Origin of the sequence: Amycolatopsis sacchari, from assembly GCF_900114035.1 — a bacterium.
In the GTDB taxonomy this organism is placed as follows: domain Bacteria; phylum Actinomycetota; class Actinomycetes; order Mycobacteriales; family Pseudonocardiaceae; genus Amycolatopsis_E; species Amycolatopsis_E sacchari.
Genome location: NZ_FORP01000010.1, coordinates 58021 through 75322, shown reverse-complemented (window position 1 = coordinate 75322; position 17302 = coordinate 58021). Strand labels below are relative to the sequence as shown.

17 protein-coding genes and 1 tRNA gene are annotated in these 17302 nt (G+C 69.0%); 4 read left to right on the top strand and 14 right to left on the bottom strand.

The window, feature by feature from the left end; all coding sequences use genetic code 11:
• Positions 1-17: 17 nt before the first annotated feature.
• On the top strand, positions 18-188 hold the full coding sequence (locus BMZ92_RS37425; RefSeq protein ID WP_177228759.1) for a hypothetical protein: 171 nt from the start codon (positions 18-20) through the stop codon (positions 186-188).
• On the opposite strand, the gene BMZ92_RS18290 is transcribed toward BMZ92_RS37425, so the two are convergent.
• From BMZ92_RS18290 to BMZ92_RS18250, 9 genes are all read right to left on the bottom strand, one after another.
• Complete coding sequence (locus BMZ92_RS18290) at positions 185-544, bottom strand: hypothetical protein (protein ID WP_091509063.1); 360 nt, start codon at positions 542-544, stop codon at positions 185-187. The two genes, BMZ92_RS37425 and BMZ92_RS18290, sit on opposite strands and share 4 nt — an antisense overlap.
• Positions 544-3252, bottom strand: coding sequence for an FtsK/SpoIIIE domain-containing protein (locus BMZ92_RS18285; RefSeq protein ID WP_091509061.1), 2709 nt, complete (start codon positions 3250-3252; stop codon positions 544-546). Before BMZ92_RS18285 ends, BMZ92_RS18290 begins: the two co-directional genes overlap by 1 nt.
• Entirely contained in the window at positions 3252-3500 is a 249-nt protein-coding gene (locus tag BMZ92_RS18280; RefSeq protein WP_091509059.1) for a hypothetical protein, read from the bottom strand. Before BMZ92_RS18280 ends, BMZ92_RS18285 begins: the two co-directional genes overlap by 1 nt.
• Positions 3501-3761, bottom strand: a complete 261-nt coding sequence (locus BMZ92_RS18275; RefSeq protein ID WP_091509056.1) for a hypothetical protein — start codon at positions 3759-3761, stop codon at positions 3501-3503.
• 153 nt (positions 3762-3914) lie between these two features.
• Positions 3915-4001 (bottom strand) — tRNA-Ser (locus tag BMZ92_RS18270).
• 21 nt (positions 4002-4022) lie between these two features.
• Positions 4023-5132, bottom strand: a complete 1110-nt coding sequence (locus tag BMZ92_RS18265; protein ID WP_091509054.1) for an AI-2E family transporter — start codon at positions 5130-5132, stop codon at positions 4023-4025.
• A 70-nt stretch (positions 5133-5202) separates the two neighbouring features.
• A complete protein-coding gene (locus BMZ92_RS18260; protein WP_177228758.1) occupies positions 5203-5469 on the bottom strand; it encodes a hypothetical protein in 267 nt (88 codons plus the stop codon).
• A gap of 113 nt (positions 5470-5582) precedes the next feature.
• Entirely contained in the window at positions 5583-6311 is a 729-nt protein-coding gene (locus BMZ92_RS18255; protein WP_245783121.1) for an esterase/lipase family protein, read from the bottom strand.
• A gap of 17 nt (positions 6312-6328) precedes the next feature.
• Positions 6329-7711, bottom strand: coding sequence for a helix-turn-helix domain-containing protein (locus BMZ92_RS18250; RefSeq protein WP_091509051.1), 1383 nt, complete (start codon positions 7709-7711; stop codon positions 6329-6331).
• A 215-nt stretch (positions 7712-7926) separates the two neighbouring features.
• Here BMZ92_RS18250 and BMZ92_RS18245 point away from each other — a divergent pair, with 215 nt between their 5' ends.
• Complete coding sequence (locus BMZ92_RS18245) at positions 7927-8988, top strand: nucleotidyltransferase family protein (RefSeq protein ID WP_091509049.1); 1062 nt, start codon at positions 7927-7929, stop codon at positions 8986-8988.
• 118 nt (positions 8989-9106) lie between these two features.
• Positions 9107-10045, top strand: a complete 939-nt coding sequence (locus BMZ92_RS18240) for a succinylglutamate desuccinylase/aspartoacylase family protein (RefSeq protein WP_177228757.1) — start codon at positions 9107-9109, stop codon at positions 10043-10045.
• Between the two features lie 48 nt (positions 10046-10093).
• Here BMZ92_RS18240 and BMZ92_RS18235 read toward each other — a convergent pair whose 3' ends face one another.
• Genes BMZ92_RS18235 through BMZ92_RS18215 form a run of 5 tightly spaced genes read right to left on the bottom strand, consistent with a single transcriptional unit; the run spans position 10094 to position 15052 of the window.
• Positions 10094-11119 carry an NAD-dependent epimerase/dehydratase family protein gene (locus BMZ92_RS18235; RefSeq protein WP_091509045.1) on the bottom strand — a complete coding sequence of 342 codons (1026 nt, stop codon included), beginning with the start codon at positions 11117-11119 and terminating at the stop codon, positions 10094-10096.
• A 36-nt stretch (positions 11120-11155) separates the two neighbouring features.
• Complete coding sequence (locus BMZ92_RS18230; protein WP_091509042.1) at positions 11156-12196, bottom strand: ABC transporter ATP-binding protein; 1041 nt, start codon at positions 12194-12196, stop codon at positions 11156-11158.
• Positions 12193-13227: an ABC transporter ATP-binding protein gene (locus tag BMZ92_RS18225; RefSeq protein WP_245783120.1), complete on the bottom strand. Its 1035-nt coding sequence runs from the start codon at positions 13225-13227 to the stop codon at positions 12193-12195. Before BMZ92_RS18225 ends, BMZ92_RS18230 begins: the two co-directional genes overlap by 4 nt.
• Positions 13224-14105 carry an ABC transporter permease gene (locus BMZ92_RS18220; protein ID WP_091509040.1) on the bottom strand — a complete coding sequence of 294 codons (882 nt, stop codon included), beginning with the start codon at positions 14103-14105 and terminating at the stop codon, positions 13224-13226. Before BMZ92_RS18220 ends, BMZ92_RS18225 begins: the two co-directional genes overlap by 4 nt.
• Positions 14102-15052: an ABC transporter permease gene (locus BMZ92_RS18215; protein ID WP_091509037.1), complete on the bottom strand. Its 951-nt coding sequence runs from the start codon at positions 15050-15052 to the stop codon at positions 14102-14104. The genes BMZ92_RS18220 and BMZ92_RS18215 overlap by 4 nt, the downstream gene beginning before the upstream one ends.
• A 687-nt stretch (positions 15053-15739) precedes the next feature.
• On the opposite strand from BMZ92_RS18215, the gene BMZ92_RS18210 reads away from it, so the two are divergent.
• Positions 15740-17218, top strand: a complete 1479-nt coding sequence (locus BMZ92_RS18210) for a M81 family metallopeptidase (RefSeq protein WP_091509035.1) — start codon at positions 15740-15742, stop codon at positions 17216-17218.
• Positions 17219-17302 lie beyond the last annotated feature (84 nt).

Here is a 17302-nt window from a genome sequence, read left to right as displayed (position 1 = left end):
CACCCGTCGGAACGATCATGAGCTGGACCCGGGCACACACCGAGCACCTGTCCCGCCGCCGGATCGCCCCCGCGGTTCCCGCCGCCGTCGGCGAAGAGACGGGCTGGGTGCGGGCGTACGTGACGCTGCCGGTCGAACCCGAGGACGAAACGCTCGAACCGGACCGCTGGCTGCGCCCGGCGCACTAGCGGCGTGCGCGCCAGCCCAGTGACAGCACGGAATCCACCAGTTCCTGGTACATCGGCTTCAGCTCGTTGAGGTACCGCTCCAGCCACGCGCCCCGCGCGTTGGCGGCGGGCGTCGGGCCGTCGGCGAGTTCGAGCCACGGCAGCCGGGACACGTTGTCCTCCGCCATGCGCCACCAGTGGTGCGCTACCTGCACGGTGCGCTGCTCACGCTGCTTGGCCTCGGCGACGGCCTGCTCGGCGGCGAGGATCTCGTTGTCCAGCTCCTGCGCGCGCCGCAGCTCCCACGCCCGCAACTCCTCGGCCGCCTTGCCGGCGAGCCCGACGATCTCCTTGTAGCGCATGGCGGCGGACGTCATCAGAACTCCGGGCGGTCGAAGGGGATCATGACTTCCGGGGACACGTGCGTGCTGCGGTCGAAGAACAACGCACGGCCGGGCCTCGGCGACCAGTGCACCACCTGCCCAGCCGCGAACTGGCTCAGCTCGCTGCCCTGCACGTCCAGCGCGGCCCACGCGCCGATGTCGTCCGTGCTGCCGAAGCCGAGCGTGTCCTTGAGCCGGGCGGTGCTGCGCCACCAGCCCAGCGTGTGCACGTTCCGCGTCGGTCCCTGCTTGAGCACCGTGCGGAAGTGGTCGAGGCCGCTCTTCAGCTCGCCCGGTTTCTTCGCCTCCAACGTGGGCAGCGCAGCGTCCACGCCGTACAGCAGCAACAGCCGCGCGCGGTCGGGCGGCTCGTCGAGGAGCTGGGCCATGCGGGCGCCGAGTTCGTCCTCGTGCAGTTCCGACACCAGGTGCCCCTCCGCCTTGAGGACCTGCACGAGGTGGTCGACGGCCGGGGAACACCGCTCCACCAGGCACGACACCAGGAACTCGGCCTCGTGCGGCCGGTACTGGCGCGCCAGCGACTTGGCTGCGGCGTCCAAAATGGACAGCGCCTCCGCCGCAGCGGTGCCGAGCACCGCGAGGTTGCGGCCGGGCGCGTTGAACAGGTCCACCGCGCACGCCGTGTCCTCGACCTCGATGGCCTGGCCCAGCAAGGCCTGCGGGCGACCGCCGGGGGACAGCGCGGCGAACGCCGGCACGTGCTCCAGCATCGGGGAGTGCGCGCCGTCGAACAGGCGCGGCCGCTGGTGCTCGTCGGCGTAGAGCTCCCACAGTTTTCGTTGCAGGGACGAGAAGATGTCCCGGCTGCTGGCGTCGGGCACGTGGGCGAGCTGGTTGCCGTGCGCGACACCGGAATCGTGGTTGACCACCGCGTGCCACTTCGGCGCCGCGACGGCCGCGTTGTTCGTCTCCGCCAGCACGCGCCGGGCCTTGGGCATCGCGATGCGCAGTGTGCACTGCTCGAACACCGCGGGCTTGCCCCAGAACGCGTCGATGCCCGCGATGTCCTGGCTCGCCAGTATCAGGTGGATGCCCTGCGCCCGGCCGCGGCGGGCGATGTCCTCCAGCAGCGCCGTGGCCTGGTTCGTCACGGCGTCGCGGCCGGCGAACAGGTACTGGAACTCGTCGATCACGGCGACGATCCGCGGCCAGTGCCCGGTCGGGTCCTGGCGGCGCAGCTCGGCGAGGTCGGTGACCTCGTGCTCCTTCGCGGCGGCCGAACGGCGCCGCAGCTCGTCGGCGAGGAACCGCAGCAACGCCAGCCCGAACTCGCGGTCGGTGTTGACGTTGACCCCGATGAGGCGGGCGTGCGGCAGCCAGCTCGCGTCACGGCGGCCGGGCGCGAGGCCCGCGAAGGACACGCCCTCCTTGAAGTCCAGCAGGTACAGCGCCAGCTCGCCGGGTGGGTAGCGGGCGGCGAGGCTGCCGATGAGCGCGTACAGGAAGTTCGTCTTGCCCGAACCGCTCGGGCCGCCGATCAGGGCGTGCGGGGTGGCGTCGCCGATCACCACCTCGACCGGGTCGCCCTCGTAGAACCCGACGGGCGCACGCAGTTCACGCGCCGAGTTCTCCTGGCCCAGTTCGGTGGGCAGCAGGTCGGCGAAGGAACGCGGGCCGCCCTGCTTGGCGATCAGGGCCTCGGCCAGCCTGCTCGCCGCGCTGCTGACCTCGACGGCCGGGATCGGCGGATCGAGGTCGACGACGAGGTCGGGGCCGGTCATGCTGGTCACGGCGTGCTGTTCGTCGAGCAGGCGGATGTTCTCGACACCACCGCCGAGCATGGTCGGCAGGTCGACGACGATCAGCGAGATCCCCGCCGCGAGCGCGCCGCCCGCGATGCGCCGCAGTTCGCGTTGCTGCTCGCGGGACCAGTCCTCGCCGTTGCCGAAGAACACCGCGATGCGCCACGGTTCGGTGCGCTGCCCGAGCGCCTCCCGCATGTCGCGCAGCGAGTGGTGCCCCGCCTGCATGGTCTGCGCGGAGATGCGGCGGACGTACCCGGCGAGCTCGTCGAGCAGGTCGTCCAGGCGCGCCGGGTCGTAGACGGTGACGGCGCTGGTGCGGCTGAGCGGGTAGAGGTTGGGCAGGACGGCGGTGAGCTGCCCGATGTCCCACAGGTGCACCCGGACCGCGCCGGGCTCCATGCTGCTCAGCACCCGCAGCAGCAGCCCTTCGACGAGCGCTTCCGCGGCGGCGCGGGTCTTCGGGGCGGTCGTGATCGCCAGGTGCGACTCGTCCAGCAACGGCACGGCCACCGGGAACGGTCCCGTGGAGTCCACTGTGGACGAGCCGATCCGCCACAGCGGCGGCGGGGTCAGCTTGCCGGTGCCGACGCGGCCCAGCCAGTCGCTCGGCGGTCTGCTCGCCGCACCCGGCGCCGTCTCGGCGACCAGCTGCCGCAGCTGCCCCGGCACCGTCGCCGCCTCGGCGTGGAAGGCGGCGTGCACGGCGTTCAGCCGCTCCCGCACGCTCGCCAGCGCCGGGTGCCGCAGGTCCTCGGGGTCGGCGCCCGCGATGCCGGCCCGGACGATGCGCTGCTCCAGGCGCAGGCGTTCGAGCTCGGCCTCGGCCGACTCGCGGGCGGCCTGCGCCGCGCCGAGGACGAGGCCGAGCTGCTCACGCATGGCGCCGAGCGCGGCGAGCACCCGCCCGCGCTGCGCACTGGACTTGGCGAACTTCATTACAGGCTGGCCTGGTAGCCGCTCACCAGGTCGTCCGCGGCGGCGAGCCGGCCGGCGTCCTGGCGAAGCCGTTCCTCGGCGAGTGCGAGCTGGGGCGGCACCCAGGGTTCCGCCTGCTCGAAGGCCGTGACGATCGTTTCGCGTGCTTCATCCAGCAGCTCCACCGCACGGTTGGTGTGTTCGGTTGCCTCCGCCAGTTTGGCACGGAAGGCGCCCAGTTGGGCGTGCAGCTCGGCGAGCGAGAACATCTACAGCCGAGCGGAGTAGGACTCGGCGGACGAAACGGCGGCCTGGATCGTGTTCTGCTGGCCCGTGATGCCCTGGACCGCTTCGGCGAGCAGGCCGTGCGCCTGGGTCACCTCCGGCTGGGTGCTGCCCGCCGTCACCTGGCCGAGGATCTGCTGGGCCTCCTCGAGTGCCTGGGCGGCCTGTTGCAGGGCGGCGACGCTGGCGTTGCACTTCTCGTTCGCCATCGCGATACCGGCCCGGATCTCTTCCACTCCGGCCATCGGTGTGGGTTCTCCTCGGATGTGTCGTGCCACGTGGTCGTCGTTGGTGACGACCCTCATAAAACTATCGGTATGCCCGGGAGGGGAGTGCACTAGGCCGATCGTGTGAACAGGCCCCGGGCGCTTATCCGCCCGGGGCCTGTCGGAAGAGAGCGGAGGATACGGGATTCGAACCCGTGAGGGCTGTTACACCCAACACGATTTCCAATCGTGCGCCTTAGGCCGCTCGGCCAATCCTCCGTGGAAGAGCGTACACGGGGCTCATGCGCGGTCGAGACGGGGGAAGGTGACTTCGCGCAGGAGCAGCAGCACGGCGGCCGCGAGCGGGATCGCCACCAGCGCGCCCACGACGCCGAGCAGGACCCCGCCGAGCAGCACCGCGACGACGGTGACGAGTGCGGGCACGCGCACCACGCGGCCGATGATCTTCGGGACGAGCAGGTAGTCCTCGGCGAAGCGGTAGACGAGCGCGAAACCGACGGTTGCCAGGCACGCCGGCACCGAGACGGTCAGCGCCATCAGCGCCAGGACCGCGCTGCCGACCGTCGAGCCCACGACCGGGATGAGGTCGAGGACACCGAACAGCAGCGCCAGCAGCACCGGGTACGGCACGCCGAAGACCAGCAGCCACACGAACGCCGTGACGGATGCGATGAGCGAGACGGCGAGGTTGCCGAGCACGTACCAGCCGACCTTGGCCAGGATCTCGTCGCCGATGAGGATCGCGCGCGGACGTCGGCTGTGCGGCACGAACCGGTAGGCCGCGGCCCGCAGTTTCGGGAAGTTCGCGAGGAAGTAGATCGTGAGCACCGCCACGACCAGTATGTCGGTGAGCGTGCCGAGCAGGGCCTTGCCCCCGCCGAAGAGGCCGGTCAGCAGTTCGGGGTTGTGCAGTGCCGACTCCGCCCGTTGCTGGAGCTGGAACCGCTCGGCGAGGCGGCCCAGCGGTGAGCCACGATCACCCAGCAGCTGGGGTGCTTTGTCGACGAACTTCGTCGCCTGCGCCACGAGCGGCGGGACCAGCGCGGCGAGCAGCCCGGCGGCTCCCGCGAGTGCGGCGAGCACCACGACGAGCACGGCGACGGGACGGGGAAGGCGCTTTCCGGCCAGCCAGCCGGTGACGGGTTCCAGCCCGATCGCGAGGAACAACGCCACGCCGATCAGCACGAGCGTTCCGCTGGTGACGTACAACAACCACACCGCGCCCGCCGTCACGGCCATCCCCGCGGCCAGCGAGAGGCCCACGAAGAACGGCGACCGCCGGTCGAAGCGCGCCCCCAGCGGGCCGAGCGGTTCAGCGGGCCCGGACAGCCGCGAGGCCTTCGAATCCGCGTCCGCCACCGGATCTTCGAAGTACCTGGACGCGGACATGGCAGCCGGTTTCCCTGCCCCGGAAGGCGGAAACCCGAACGAGACTCACACGGGTGGGTGGCTTCGGGGCTCAGGCCGCTTCGAGCGGCTCCGGCCGCAGCACGGTGTGGCCCGCGGCGGTGAGCCGGACCGGGACGCGCTGCCCGAGCGCACCCGGCCGCGCCGGGCAGATCAGCTCCGCGTGGGCGAGGAGCCGGGCGATCGCCTGGTCGCAGCAGGCGAGCCCGTCGATGAACAGGTCCGGCTCGCAGCTGCACGTCATCTCGGCGCGCCCGGCGGCCACTGCTCGCAGCACCGCCAGGGCTCGTGCCGGCAGGTCCGGGGAAACGGGACTCATCGCGACCACCCTCCGCTTGCTCTCAGTGGCCAGAACGAGCGCCGGTCGGGTCACTGACGCTTCGACTGTGTTTCGTTTGTCGGTACGCCATGTTCGTTCAGTGAAAAAGCATATCAGGCTGTCCGCTGTTCGGGCACACATCCGAAGTTATCCGGAGGGCGGAACAGCGTACAGATCTCGGTGATGACCTGCCGGTGCACCGCGAGCGTCAGGTGACCGGCACCGGGCACCACGACGTTGCGGACCGCCAGGTCGGGGTGCACGAGCAGGGCGTTGCGGCTGGGCAGCACGACCTGGTCGCTCTCGCCGGCGAAGGCGACGAACCGCGTCGTGCAGCCCGGCGCCGGCTCGGCCAGTTCGCGGATCAGGGCGCTGTCCGGCCGCAGCTGCCGCACCAGCGGCAACGGCGACGGCAGCCGGGCCGCGATCGTGCCGCGGTGCGGCGTGCCGATCGTGACGGCGGTGCCGACGCGGGCGTGCCCGCCGAGCCGCTGCACGTAGTACCGCGCGATGAGGCCGCCGAGGCTGTGCCCCACGAGGTCGACCTGCTGCTCGCCGCTGATCTCGCACAGCTGCTCGAGCTGCCCGGCGAGCCGGGTGGCCGCCGTCTGCACGGTGCCCACCAGCGGGCTGTAGCTGAACGACACGACCGGCCCGGCCCCGCACGCCTCCAGCGCGGCCCGCAGTTCGGTGAAGACGGCGGTGTTGTCGGCGAGACCGGGCAGCACCACCAGCGGCCGCCGCGCCCGCGGCGTCAGCGTCCAGCGGGTGCCGATCCCGGTGGGGTAGCGCACCAGGTGGTTCACCACGCTGGCGAGCTCCACCGCCATGTTCCGCAACATGCCCAGCTCACCTCGGCTCAGCCGAACAGCCCGAGCTTCGGCATCACCTCGGCCGCGGCGGCCAGCAGCGACCGCACCGTCCCGAGGTAGGTCTTGGCCTCGGCCGGGATGACGTGGCTGTCGCGGCTCGTCGGGGTCTGCAGCTCCCTCGCCCGCTGGCGCAACGCCTCGACCTGCGAGAACTGGTGCCCGAACTGGGCCGTCACGGCCGTGCCGACGACGTGGTCCGGCGCCGCGGCGGAGGCCCGCAGGCCCTGCTGGGCGAGCAACGCCGACCCGATCAGCTGCGCGGCCTGCGCGAGCAGGACGAACGCCGAGTCCGGCGAAGCGTCCGTGAGGTGCTCGGCCGAGGCGATGTGCTTGCTCGCGAGCTGCAGGAACGGCTGGCTGTTCGCGGCGGGCCCGCCCGCCATCTCCAGCTGACCGGTGCGCAGCAGCTGCGTGACGACCTCGTTGCCGGTCAGCGCGACGCCGGCGATCTGCGGTGCGACGCGCGGCCGGATCGGCGCGACCTCGACCACCGGGTGACCGGGGCGCTGGCGGGGGATCTGCAGCGTGTCCAGGTCCGGTTCGAGCGTCGCGACGGCGAAGTGCACGGGCCGCTTGAGCCGTTCCTCGGTGCGCTTCGCCGCGGTGCGCAGCGCGCGCTCGTCGGGCTTGCGCCCGGGCGGTGCCGCGAGCAGCAGTTCGACGCTTTCCGGTGCGGGGCCGGGGATTCCGGCGAAGCGGTCGGCCCACACACCGCCCAGCACGATCCGCACGACGCCCGGCACGGCACCGAACTCCTCGCCGATCACCTGCGGCACGCCGTAGGTCAGGCGCATCAGTTCCGTCAGCGGGCCGACCAGCGGACCGCCGTCACCCGCGGCACGCATCAGGCGGATGGTGCCCTCGCGGCGGCTGGTGAGGATGCCGGCCTTCTCCAGGAGCTTGTTCTCCTTGTCGACGCTGGCCAGCGAACTGCCCGCGTGCTCGGCCAGTTCCGTGAGGCTGAACGAGCGGTCGGGGTTGAGCAGCGTCGCGGCGAGGATCCCGGCCTGCACACGGGAACGGAACACCGGCAGCAGCGCCGGGGTGCCCTGCGCCCGGCGGGCGGGGCCGGGGCTGGCGGGCGCGTTCTCGGTGACCACCGCGTGCCCGAGCCTGCTGCGCCGCCGGGCAGCGGCGGCCGCGATGTCGAGGCGTTCCTGGGGCACCTGCAGCACGACGGACAGCCACTGCCGGGTGCCCAGGCGCGGGATCTGGTGGCCGCGCTCCCACCTGGCGACGAGGTCGCGGGTGATGGTCGGCCGGCCCGAAATCGTCGCGAGTTCCCTCGCGAGCGAGTACTGGCTGAGCTGGCGCTGGCGCCGGGCGGCCCGGATGACGTGCGAAATGGGCTGGTTGAAGTCGACTTCCATGATCGCTCGTACTCCTGTTCGGCTGGGTTCGCCCTGGTGAGACCTCCGACGCTAACTCCGGGGGTGGGGCGCGGGCTGTCCGCTTTGCGCACAGCTTTGGCGCATTCGCGCACGCCCCCGGGCGGTGCCGGACCGGATGAAACACGACCCCTGGCTGCTCACCTGCCGCGGCGGTGAGCCTCGGAACTGAACCGACAGGCTAGAGGAGCACAATCGTGACCAACCCGATCAGGCAATTCTCTGACCTGCTGCTGGAACCGGATGCGACGATTCGCGAAGCGCTGCAGGTCATCGACCGATTTTCCGTCTCGAATGTTTTCGTCGTCGGCGAAAAAAGGCGGTTTCTGGGTACGGTGGCCGACTGCGACATCCGCAGGGCGCTGTTGCAGGGAATCGCACTCGACAACCCCCTGACGCCCTTGGTCGCGAAATCCCCTGCGGCGATCGGGGAAGAGGTGGGCCGCGCCGAGGCGCTGGACCTGATGCACGCGCTGAAAGTGCGTGAGGCACCGATAGTCGATTCCGAAGGGGTCGTCACCGGAATACATTTCGAGCACGAGGTGCTCGGGACGCCCGCACTGCCGAACTGGGCCGTGATCATGGCCGGTGGCAAGGGAACGCGCCTGGGGTCGCTGACGAAGGACACGCCGAAACCGATGCTGCCGGTGGCGGGGCGTCCCATTCTCGAACGGCTCGTGCTGCACCTGGTGGGCGCCGGGATCCGGCAGATCTTCATCTCGGTCAACTACCTCGCCGAACAGATCGAAAAGCACTTCGGGGACGGTTCCCAGTTCGGGTGCGTGATCGAGTACCTGCGTGAGGAGACCGACCGGCCACTCGGGACCGGCGGTGCGCTCTCGCTGCTCGGCGACCTCGGCTACCAGCCGGACAAACCGATCCTCGTGATGAACGGCGACCTGATCACGGATTTCTCGGTCTCCCAACTGCTCGCGGCGCACGGGGCCCGTGACGTGCTGGGCACGATCGCGGTCACCGAATACCGGCACGAGGTCCCGTTCGGCGTGCTCGAATCGCGTGACGGCAAGCTGACCGGGGTGGTCGAAAAGCCGACCGCGGCGTGGCCGGTGAATGCCGGGATCTACGCGCTGGAGCCGAAACTGCTCGAACTGATCCCGCGGAACGAGATGTTCCCGATCACCAGGCTGTTCGACGAGTGCCTCAAGCGGAACTGGCCGATCGGGCTGTGGCGGGTCGGGGAATGGCTCGACATCGGACGGCCGGCCGAACTCGCGCTGGCTCGTGGTGAGGTGGTCTGAGGCTGGTTGCCCGGCAGTGTTCGCCATGGCATGCTGATTTCACTACGCGAAATGGTTGACGTGTTGTGAAAACCGGCAGGGAGTGCCAGTGGTCGGCTATCGGCGAAACAGCCTTCAGGTGAGTGGTTCCGTCGCTCTCGAACTCCACGAAATCACCGGCGACGCGGGTCCCACGCTCGCGGTGCTGGGCGGGGTGCACGGGGACGAGCCGGAAGGGATTCTCGCGTGTGACGCGTTCGTGGCGGAACTGCGCGAGCTGGACCGGCTCAGCGGGCGGGTGCTGGTGCTGCCGCGGTCGAACCCGATGGCCGTGGCGGCCGACACTCGGACCAGTCCGGACGACGGGGAAAACCTCGCGAGGGTGTTTCCCGGCGACCCGGTGGGAAAACCGACGGAACAAGTGGCGCACACGATTTTTCGGGAAGTGATCACGGGTTCCGACGCACTGGTGGACCTGCACAGCGCCGGGTGCGTGGGAATCATGCCGTTCTTCTGCGGTTACCACGAGCTGCACGACGAATGCGCCCGGAAGGCGGCCGGAATCGCGCACGCTTTCGCCGCGCCGATCACGTGGGCACACGATTCGGCGGCCGCGGGCCGTTCCCTTTCGGCGGCGCGGAGCCTCGGCATTCCCGCGATCTACGTGGAAAGCGGTGGCGGCAAGCAGGTCGAAGGCGAGCACCTGGACGGTTACCTCAGCGGGCTTTTCCGGGTCATGGCCCACCTCGGGATGCTGGAGGCCCCCGGGTGGCTCACCCCGCCGCCCGCCGGCAGGCGGATCGTGCGGGGCGGCTACGGCGACATCGACGCCGCGTACCCCGCGGAGGTCGCGGGCCGCTGGGTCACCCGCGTCTCCGTCGGCGACGACGTGCGTGCGGGCGCGGTACTGGGCGAACTGCGCGATGACGAAGGAAGGGTCATCAGCACGATCAGAGCCGAACGCGATTCGTGCGTGATGCGGTTGCGCCGCTGGTGCCGCGTGGAGGCCGGAGAAGCCCTGGCGATGCTGGGGCCGATCTCGGAGCCCGCACCCGCGGCGGAGCCGGTGCTGACCTGACGTGGAAGGGGCCGGGTGCGAGTTCTCGCACCCGGCCCCGGTGTTCCGTCAGACACGGGCGGGAATCACCGAAGTGCCCTTCAACCCGTCGGCCACCATGCGAGCGAAGTCGAACTCCGGCGCGAAGCCGAGCAGGCGCTGCGCCTTGGAGACGTCCATGTCCAGGTGCCAGTCGACGGGCACGTCGACGGTGTAGGACGGGACGTCGAACGCCTTGGCCACGATCGCCGCACCCTCGTCGAAGCCGGTGGGGTGCGGTCCCGCGATGTTGAACGTCTCGCCGAGCGCGGCGGGGTGGTCGAGGGCGAGCAGCACGCCCTGGACGATGTCCCGCACATCGGCGAGGTGAAGCGTCCACGGTGTGCCATCGGGCCCTCGCAGTGCGACCGCCGGGTTGATCTCCTTGTCCGGCACAGCGGCTTCGACGATCTCCAGCATGTCGGGGTGGCCGTGGAAGAGGTGCCAGATGTTCGATTCGCGCCCCAACGCCGCCCGGCTGAGCACGCCGCGGACGTACTCGTAGCGGAACCGCGAAACCGCTTCCTCGGGGCTGAGGATCGTGCCGAAGCGGACGACGGTGTGGGGGATGTCGTACTGGTCGGCCCAGCGCTGCAGGATGACCTCGCCGAGCAGCTTGCTCGACCCGTAGTAGTCCGCTGGTGCCAGCGGCGAGGTTTCGGCCAGTGGCCGGGCGGTCGGCGCGCCGGGCCGGTAGGTGCCGTCGGTGCTGGCGAGCACGAAGCGTTCGAGGTCCGGCGCGTGCCGGACGACGGCTTCGAGCAGCCGGAGCGTGCCGAAAGCGTTGATGTCGAAGAACTTGTCGACGGGCGTCTCGTTGCGGTTGAGCTGGGCCGCGAGGTGCACGATCGCGGTCCGGCCCTTCACGGCGCTGTTGATGGCCTCCTGATCGGTCAGGTCCGCCTCGACGATCTCGATGTCGGCGACGGAGTCGAGCTTGCTCCGCAGCGGATCGTTCGGTGGCACCATCGCCACCACCTGCCGACCCGCCTCGACCAGTCGGCGGACGACGTTGGCCCCTACTCGTCCACTGGCCCCGGTGATCAGTACCGACATGACGGGTTTCCTCCTGCTGGTGATTGGTGCTGCTGGTCAGGCTGTCCGCTGGGCAAGGGTTCCCTCCGCGATCTCCTCCGCGAAGTGGCAGGCGACGAGCCCGGCGCCGTCGGTTTCGCGGAGCTGCGGGGCTTCGGTTGCGCACCGCTCCCGCGCCCACGGGCAACGGGTGCGGAAGCGGCACCCGCTGGGCACGTTGAGCGGGCTGGGGATGTCGCCCTTGAGCACGATCTGGTCGCGCGCGCCCGCGGGCGTGGTGTCGGGGACGGCATCGATCAGGGCGCGCGTGTACGGGTGGCGTGGGTGGGAGAAGAGCTCGCTCGTGGGAGCGGTTTCCACCACCGATCCGAGGTACATCACGGCGATCCGGTGGGACAGGTGGCGCACGACGGCCAGGTCGTGCGCGATGAACAGGTACGCCACCCCGAACTCGGACTGCAGTCCGGCGAGGAGGTTGACCACCTGTGCCTGGACGCTGACGTCGAGCGAGCTGACCGGCTCGTCACACAGCAGGAGTTTCGGCTCGACGGCGAGCGCCCTGGCGATCGCGACGCGCTGCAGCTGCCCGCCGCTGAGCGAGCCCGGGTACCGGTCGCGCATCGCCGGGTTCAACCCGACGAGGCGCAGGAGTTCGTCCACCCGCGCCGAGCGTTCGCCCGGAGCCCGCACCCGGTGGATGTCCAGTGGCTCCCGCACGGCCTGGTAGATGGTGTGCCGCGGGTTGAGGCTGCCCCGCGGGTCCTGGAAGATCATCTGCGCCGTGCGGCGCAGCTCCTTCTCGTCGAACTTCCGGCCGCTCACCGTGCTGCCGGCCACCCGGATCTCACCGGACGTGACGGGTTCGATCCTGGCGACCGCCCGTGCCACGGTCGACTTCCCGGATCCCGACTCGCCGACGAGGCCGAGGGTTTCACCCGGCGCGACGGTGAGGCTGACCCCGTCGACCGCCCGGAGCGTCTGGTGCCCGAAGGCGCCGGACGGCACCGGGAAGTGCACGTGGAGGTCCGAGATGTCCAGCAGCGGCGTCGGCGCCTGCTTCGGTTCCCGTGTTTCGGTCTGTGCCCACGAAGCGGTCATCGTCGTGCTCCCGAGGAAGAGTTGGCGACCCAGCACGCCGCGGGGTGCGGTTGTCCGGCGAGTAGGGGCAGTTCCTCCTTGCAGGTGGCCACCGCGTGCGGACATCGGGGCTGGAAGGAACACGCGTCGAAGGCGTGGTCCTCCAGCGCCGGCGGCTGCCCGGGAATCGGGACGAGCGGCTCGGTGAGCGGACTGTCGAGACGCGGACGCGACGCGATCAGTCCGCGGGTGTAGGGGTGCCGCGGGTGGTCGAGCACTTCCTGCGTCGAACCGCTTTCCACGATCCGCCCCGCGTACATCACGGAAACCCGGTCCGCGACCTGCGCGACCACGCCGAGGTCGTGGCTGATGAGCAGCATGCTCGTGCCCAGCTCGACGCGCAGCCGGCTGAGCAGGTCGAGGATCTGCGCCTGGATCGTGACATCGAGTGCGGTGGTGGGCTCGTCGAGGATCACGAGGCGGGGGCGGGTGATGATCGCGCCGGCGATCATCACCCGCTGCCGCATGCCGCCGCTGAGCTCGTGCGGGTACTGGCGCAGCCGGCGTCGTGGGTCGCTGATGCCGACGAGCCGGAGCATCTCCAGCGCCTGTTCCCGCGAATCCGCCTTGCCGCTCGTCAACCCGTGCAGCCGCAACGGTTCGGTGAGCTGCTGCTCGATGCGTTTGGCGGGGTTGAGCGAGCCGAGCGGGTCCTGGAAGACGAAACCCACGTCCCTGCCGCGGGTTTTCCGGAGTTCCCTGGCGTTGAGGTGCACCAGGTTCCGCCCGGCGAGCGCGACTTCGCCGGTGATCTCGCTCTTCTTCGGGTCGAGCAGCCGCAGCAACGCGAGCGCTGTCACGGACTTCCCACTGCCCGATTCACCCACGATGCCCAGGGCCTCGCCCTGCCCGAGGTCGAACGAGATCGAGTGGACCGCTTCCAGCACGCCGCCCCCGCGCTTGAACCCGACCTTCAGGTCCCGCACGGACAACAGGACTTCCGCCGGCGCGGCTGCGGGCGCTTCGAGTTCGACCAGTTGTGGTTCGCTCATACGGCGGTCACCCCCTGATTGATGTTCTTGCTGTCGGAATCGAGCCGGTCACGAAGGCCGTCGCCGAGGGTGTTGAGGAGGAGCACGAGCACGGCGATCGCGAGGGCGGGGATCAGGGCGAGGAAGGGTTGGGTGGTGAGGTACGAGCGGCTGTCGGTGAGCATGCGGCCCCAGCTCGCGCTGGGAGGCTGCGCGCCGACCCCGAGGAACGACAGTGCCGCCTCGGTGAGCACGGCGAAACTCATGATGAGCGTGGCGATGACCAGCAGCTGCGCCTTGATGTTCGGAAGCAGGTGGCGGAACGCGATCCGAACTGGCGAAGCGCCCACGATACGTGCGGCGACGACGTAGTCGTTGACACTCTCAGAAGCGACGACGCCACGGACGAACCGGATCGCGACGGGGGTGAAGATGATGCACATCGCGATAGTCGCGGTCGTGAGTCCGGGGCCGAGCGCTGTCGCGAGCACGAGCGCGAGGAGCAGGCCGGGGAACGCGAACACCACATCGAGCAACCTGCCGAACACGAAGTCCAGCCGCCCGCGCCGGTAACCGAGGAACAGACCGAAAGGTATCCCGATCAGCATCGAGACCGCCGCGACCGTACCGGAGACGCTCAAACTTATCCGGGCGCCGTCGAGGATCCTGCTGAACTGGTCCCGGCCGAAATCATCCACGCCGAACCAATGCTGCGGCGATGGCGGGGAAAGTGGTAGTCCTGCAGTCAGGTCTTGCGGGTCATAAGGTTGAACCAATGGTGACAAAAATGCTGCCAGCGCTATCAGGGCCAGGAGAGACCCACATATTGCCACTCGGTAGTTGATGCTCCTGCCGCGGATCTTCGCAGGCAGTCGTACCGCGATCGAATGTACGCTCATCGGCCGACCTTCAGTTTCGGGTTCAGCGCCGCGTACAGAACGTCGGTCGCCAGGTTGACGACCACGAACGCGAACGCGAGAAAGAGCAGACACGCCTGAACAACGGGGTAGTCCCGTTGTGTGATCGAATTGAGCAGCAGCAATCCAACGCCGGGGTAACTGAACAGGGTCTCGACCACTATTGCTCCACCCAGCAGCTGACCGATCTGGAGGCCGACGATGGTCACAGTGGGAAGGGAAGCGTTGCGGAGAGTGTGCCTGGTTATCGCTCGGAGCCGAGATGCGCCCCGCGCTTCGGCCGTGCGGACGTAGTCCCGGCGCAGTTCATCAAGCAGGCTCGAACGTAGAACGCGGACGATGACCGCGGAAGCGGGTAGCCCGACAGTCAGGGCGGGTAACACGATGCTGACCGCGAAACCCAGTGGGTCTGCGCTGGGTTCGATGTATCCCGCTACCGGGAAGAACTTGAGCTGTACGGCGAAGACGATGATCAGGATGATTCCGATGACGAAATTGGGTACCGCAACGAAGATCCCGCTCACGGTGGTGACGAGGGAATCCAAGCGGCCACCTGGGTAGCGAGCGGTGATGATCGCGGTCGGCACCGCCAGCACCAGTGCTGAGAATATACCCGCGAGCGCAAGGTAGATCGTGCGCGGTATTCGTGTGAGTAGGTCTTCGATCACCGGGGTGTGCGTGGTGAGGGATGAACCAAAATTTCCCTGGACGATGGCGCTCAACCAGCTCCAATACTGCTCGACCAAGGGCTGGTCGAAGCCATACATCTTGCGCAACGCGGCTTGGGCTTCAGGGCTGAGGCCTCCTTCCGCGAGGCGGGCTGTAATGGGGTCACCCGGAATGAACCGCACCATCGCGAAAACCACCATGCTACTCACCAGGAGGGTGAGCAGGCCGCCGGCGACACGTCCGATAACGAACCTCGTCATGGGATCCTGCTATACGCTACGCGCGGCCGGGGTGGCGTACCACTGAATAACTGGTCCATTGGACACGATATCGCCTCCGTCGGCTCTGAACGGGACTTACAAATAGCTGTGAACAAACAATTTTCGCGCAAATCAGAATCCGGCCGTGGAGGGCCGGGGAAAGTGGACTACCAAAGGATCTTCGCGGCGATGTTATCGGATTGCGACTCCGTTGGCGCGAGTTCGTGATCTCCACCGCCGAGTGCGGACCGGCAAGTCGATGGGGTCAGCTCTTCGGTTCGCGACCGTGATGCTTCAGATCGCGAGCGAGTGTTTCTGGTCGGGGGAGGTGTGTCCAGGTGGTCAAGGCGGATTGCCGCCGCCGTGGAGGACTGTTCGCTCGCCTGTGGACGAGTCGGTCGAGAATGGTTGTCGATGGTGAGGTTTCGTCAAAATGAACTCCTCGTTCTGTTGGATGAAAATACGGTGCCTCCTGGCTGTCATGCTGTCAAGGGTCCACACCTGATCTTCGAGGCGTTCGCGACGAGTAGTTCGTCCCTGTTGGTTTGATGTGTCACCGGCGATGATCGTGTCGTTGACACGCCACATACCCGTGGGTAGCCTGGTTCGTCAGCTGGATCGAAGAGTTCAATCAGTGGAACAGGGTAGCTGGACCGATCGGACGACGGGGAAGGGGTCTGCCGGAGGATGCGGTTCGCGGCGCTGGGCCTCTACCACGAGGCCAACACGTTCTCCGCCATCAAGGCCGACCGCGCCCTCTTCGAGAGCGGCGGGGTCTTCCGCGGCGGGCAGATCCTCGACGAGTACAAGGGATCCGCGACGATCCTGGGCGGCTACCTCGACGAGGCGGACCGGCTCGGGATCGGCCTCGTGCCGCTCTTCTTCGCCCGCGTCAACCCCGTCGGGCCCATCACCGGCGACGTCTTCGAGGACTTCAGCGCGGAGATGCTCGACGAGCTCGAACGCCAGGGGCCGTGGGACGGCGTGCTGCTCGCGCTGCACGGCGCGGCCGTGTCCGAGGAATTCCCCGACGCCGACGCCGAACTCGCCGCACGCGTGCGGGAGGTGCTGGGGCCGGACGTGCCCGTCGGCGTCGTGCTGGACATGCACGCCAACCTGTCCCAGCGGCTGGTCGACGCGGTCACCGTGACCCTCGTCTACCAGACCAACCCGCACGTCGACGCGCGTGACCGCGCCATCGACTGCACGCGGCTGGTGCACGCGACCGCCAAGGGCGCCATCCGGCCGAAACAGGCGCTGGTCACCCCGCCGCTGGTCGTCGACATCGCCCGGCAGGACACCGGCGAAGCGCCCATGCGGGACCTGGTCGCCGCGGCCGCGCGCGCCCGGCAGCTGCCGGAAATGCTGTCCGCCAGCATCGTGGAGGGTTTTCCCTACGCGGACGTTCCCGCGATGGGCATGTCCTTCCTGGCCATATCCGACGGCAACGAAGCCATGGCCCAGCAGGTCGCGACCGAGCTGGCCGAACTCGCCTGGGCTCGCCGCGAAGAGCTGCGCGGGCACGGCCTCACCGTCCCCGCCGCGCTGGAAGTCGCCGAGCGCGCACCGGCCGGTCCCATCGTGCTGCTCGACGTGGGCGACAACATCGGCGGTGGCGCCCCGGGCGACTCGACCGTCATCCTGGCCGAAGCGCAGCGGCGGGGTACCCGTTCCCTCCTGCAGACGCTCTGGGATCCGGATGCGGCAGAGCAATGCCGCGTCGCCGGCGTCGGCGCGGAAATCACCCTGACCGTGGGTGCGCGGCATCCGCATTCCGCCGGCCGCCCCGTCACCGTCACCGGGCGCGTGCGCCACCTCGGCGATGGGCGGTTCGAGGAAACGCGTCCCGTCCACGGCGGTTTCCGGTTCTACGACATGGGCCCCACAGCGGTTGTCGAGACCACCGACGGTCACACGCTGGTGCTGATGTCGCGACAGACGGCGAACACCAGCAGGCAGCAGTTCCTGAGCCTCGGCCTCAACCCAGAGGACCACCACATCGTCGTGGCGAAAGGCGTCAACGCGCCTCGCGCCGCGTATGCGCCCATTGCGCGTGAACTGGTTCTCGTCGACACCGACGGGATAGCCGCGCTCGGCCTGGACCGGTTCGACTACCAGCATCGACGCCGGCCCCTTTTTCCCTTCGAGCCGGACGCGACCTTCTAACGGCCGGAGCCCGGCGAAACGGACCTCTCATGCGTCCGGCGCCCCCGGCTAGTAGACAAGTTCCTGGTATCGCATGAATTAGTG

Bases quoted from the DNA above. Each gene is read 5' to 3' on its own strand.
- BMZ92_RS37425 (WP_177228759.1), top strand. From the start codon at position 18: ATGAGCTGGACCCGGGCACACACCGAGCACCTGTCCCGCCGCCGGATC.
- BMZ92_RS18290 (WP_091509063.1), bottom strand. From the start codon at position 544: ATGACGTCCGCCGCCATGCGCTACAAGGAGATCGTCGGGCTCGCCGGC.
- BMZ92_RS18285 (WP_091509061.1), bottom strand. From the start codon at position 3,252: ATGAAGTTCGCCAAGTCCAGTGCGCAGCGCGGGCGGGTGCTCGCCGCG.
- BMZ92_RS18280 (WP_091509059.1), bottom strand. From the start codon at position 3,500: ATGTTCTCGCTCGCCGAGCTGCACGCCCAACTGGGCGCCTTCCGTGCC.
- BMZ92_RS18275 (WP_091509056.1), bottom strand. From the start codon at position 3,761: ATGGCCGGAGTGGAAGAGATCCGGGCCGGTATCGCGATGGCGAACGAG.
- BMZ92_RS18265 (WP_091509054.1), bottom strand. From the start codon at position 5,132: ATGTCCGCGTCCAGGTACTTCGAAGATCCGGTGGCGGACGCGGATTCG.
- BMZ92_RS18260 (WP_177228758.1), bottom strand. From the start codon at position 5,469: ATGAGTCCCGTTTCCCCGGACCTGCCGGCACGAGCCCTGGCGGTGCTG.
- BMZ92_RS18255 (WP_245783121.1), bottom strand. From the start codon at position 6,311: ATGTTGCGGAACATGGCGGTGGAGCTCGCCAGCGTGGTGAACCACCTG.
- BMZ92_RS18250 (WP_091509051.1), bottom strand. From the start codon at position 7,711: ATGGAAGTCGACTTCAACCAGCCCATTTCGCACGTCATCCGGGCCGCC.
- BMZ92_RS18235 (WP_091509045.1), bottom strand. From the start codon at position 11,119: ATGTCGGTACTGATCACCGGGGCCAGTGGACGAGTAGGGGCCAACGTC.
- BMZ92_RS18230 (WP_091509042.1), bottom strand. From the start codon at position 12,196: ATGACCGCTTCGTGGGCACAGACCGAAACACGGGAACCGAAGCAGGCG.
- BMZ92_RS18225 (WP_245783120.1), bottom strand. From the start codon at position 13,227: ATGAGCGAACCACAACTGGTCGAACTCGAAGCGCCCGCAGCCGCGCCG.
- BMZ92_RS18220 (WP_091509040.1), bottom strand. From the start codon at position 14,105: ATGAGCGTACATTCGATCGCGGTACGACTGCCTGCGAAGATCCGCGGC.
- BMZ92_RS18215 (WP_091509037.1), bottom strand. From the start codon at position 15,052: ATGACGAGGTTCGTTATCGGACGTGTCGCCGGCGGCCTGCTCACCCTC.
- BMZ92_RS18210 (WP_091509035.1), top strand. From the start codon at position 15,740: ATGCGGTTCGCGGCGCTGGGCCTCTACCACGAGGCCAACACGTTCTCC.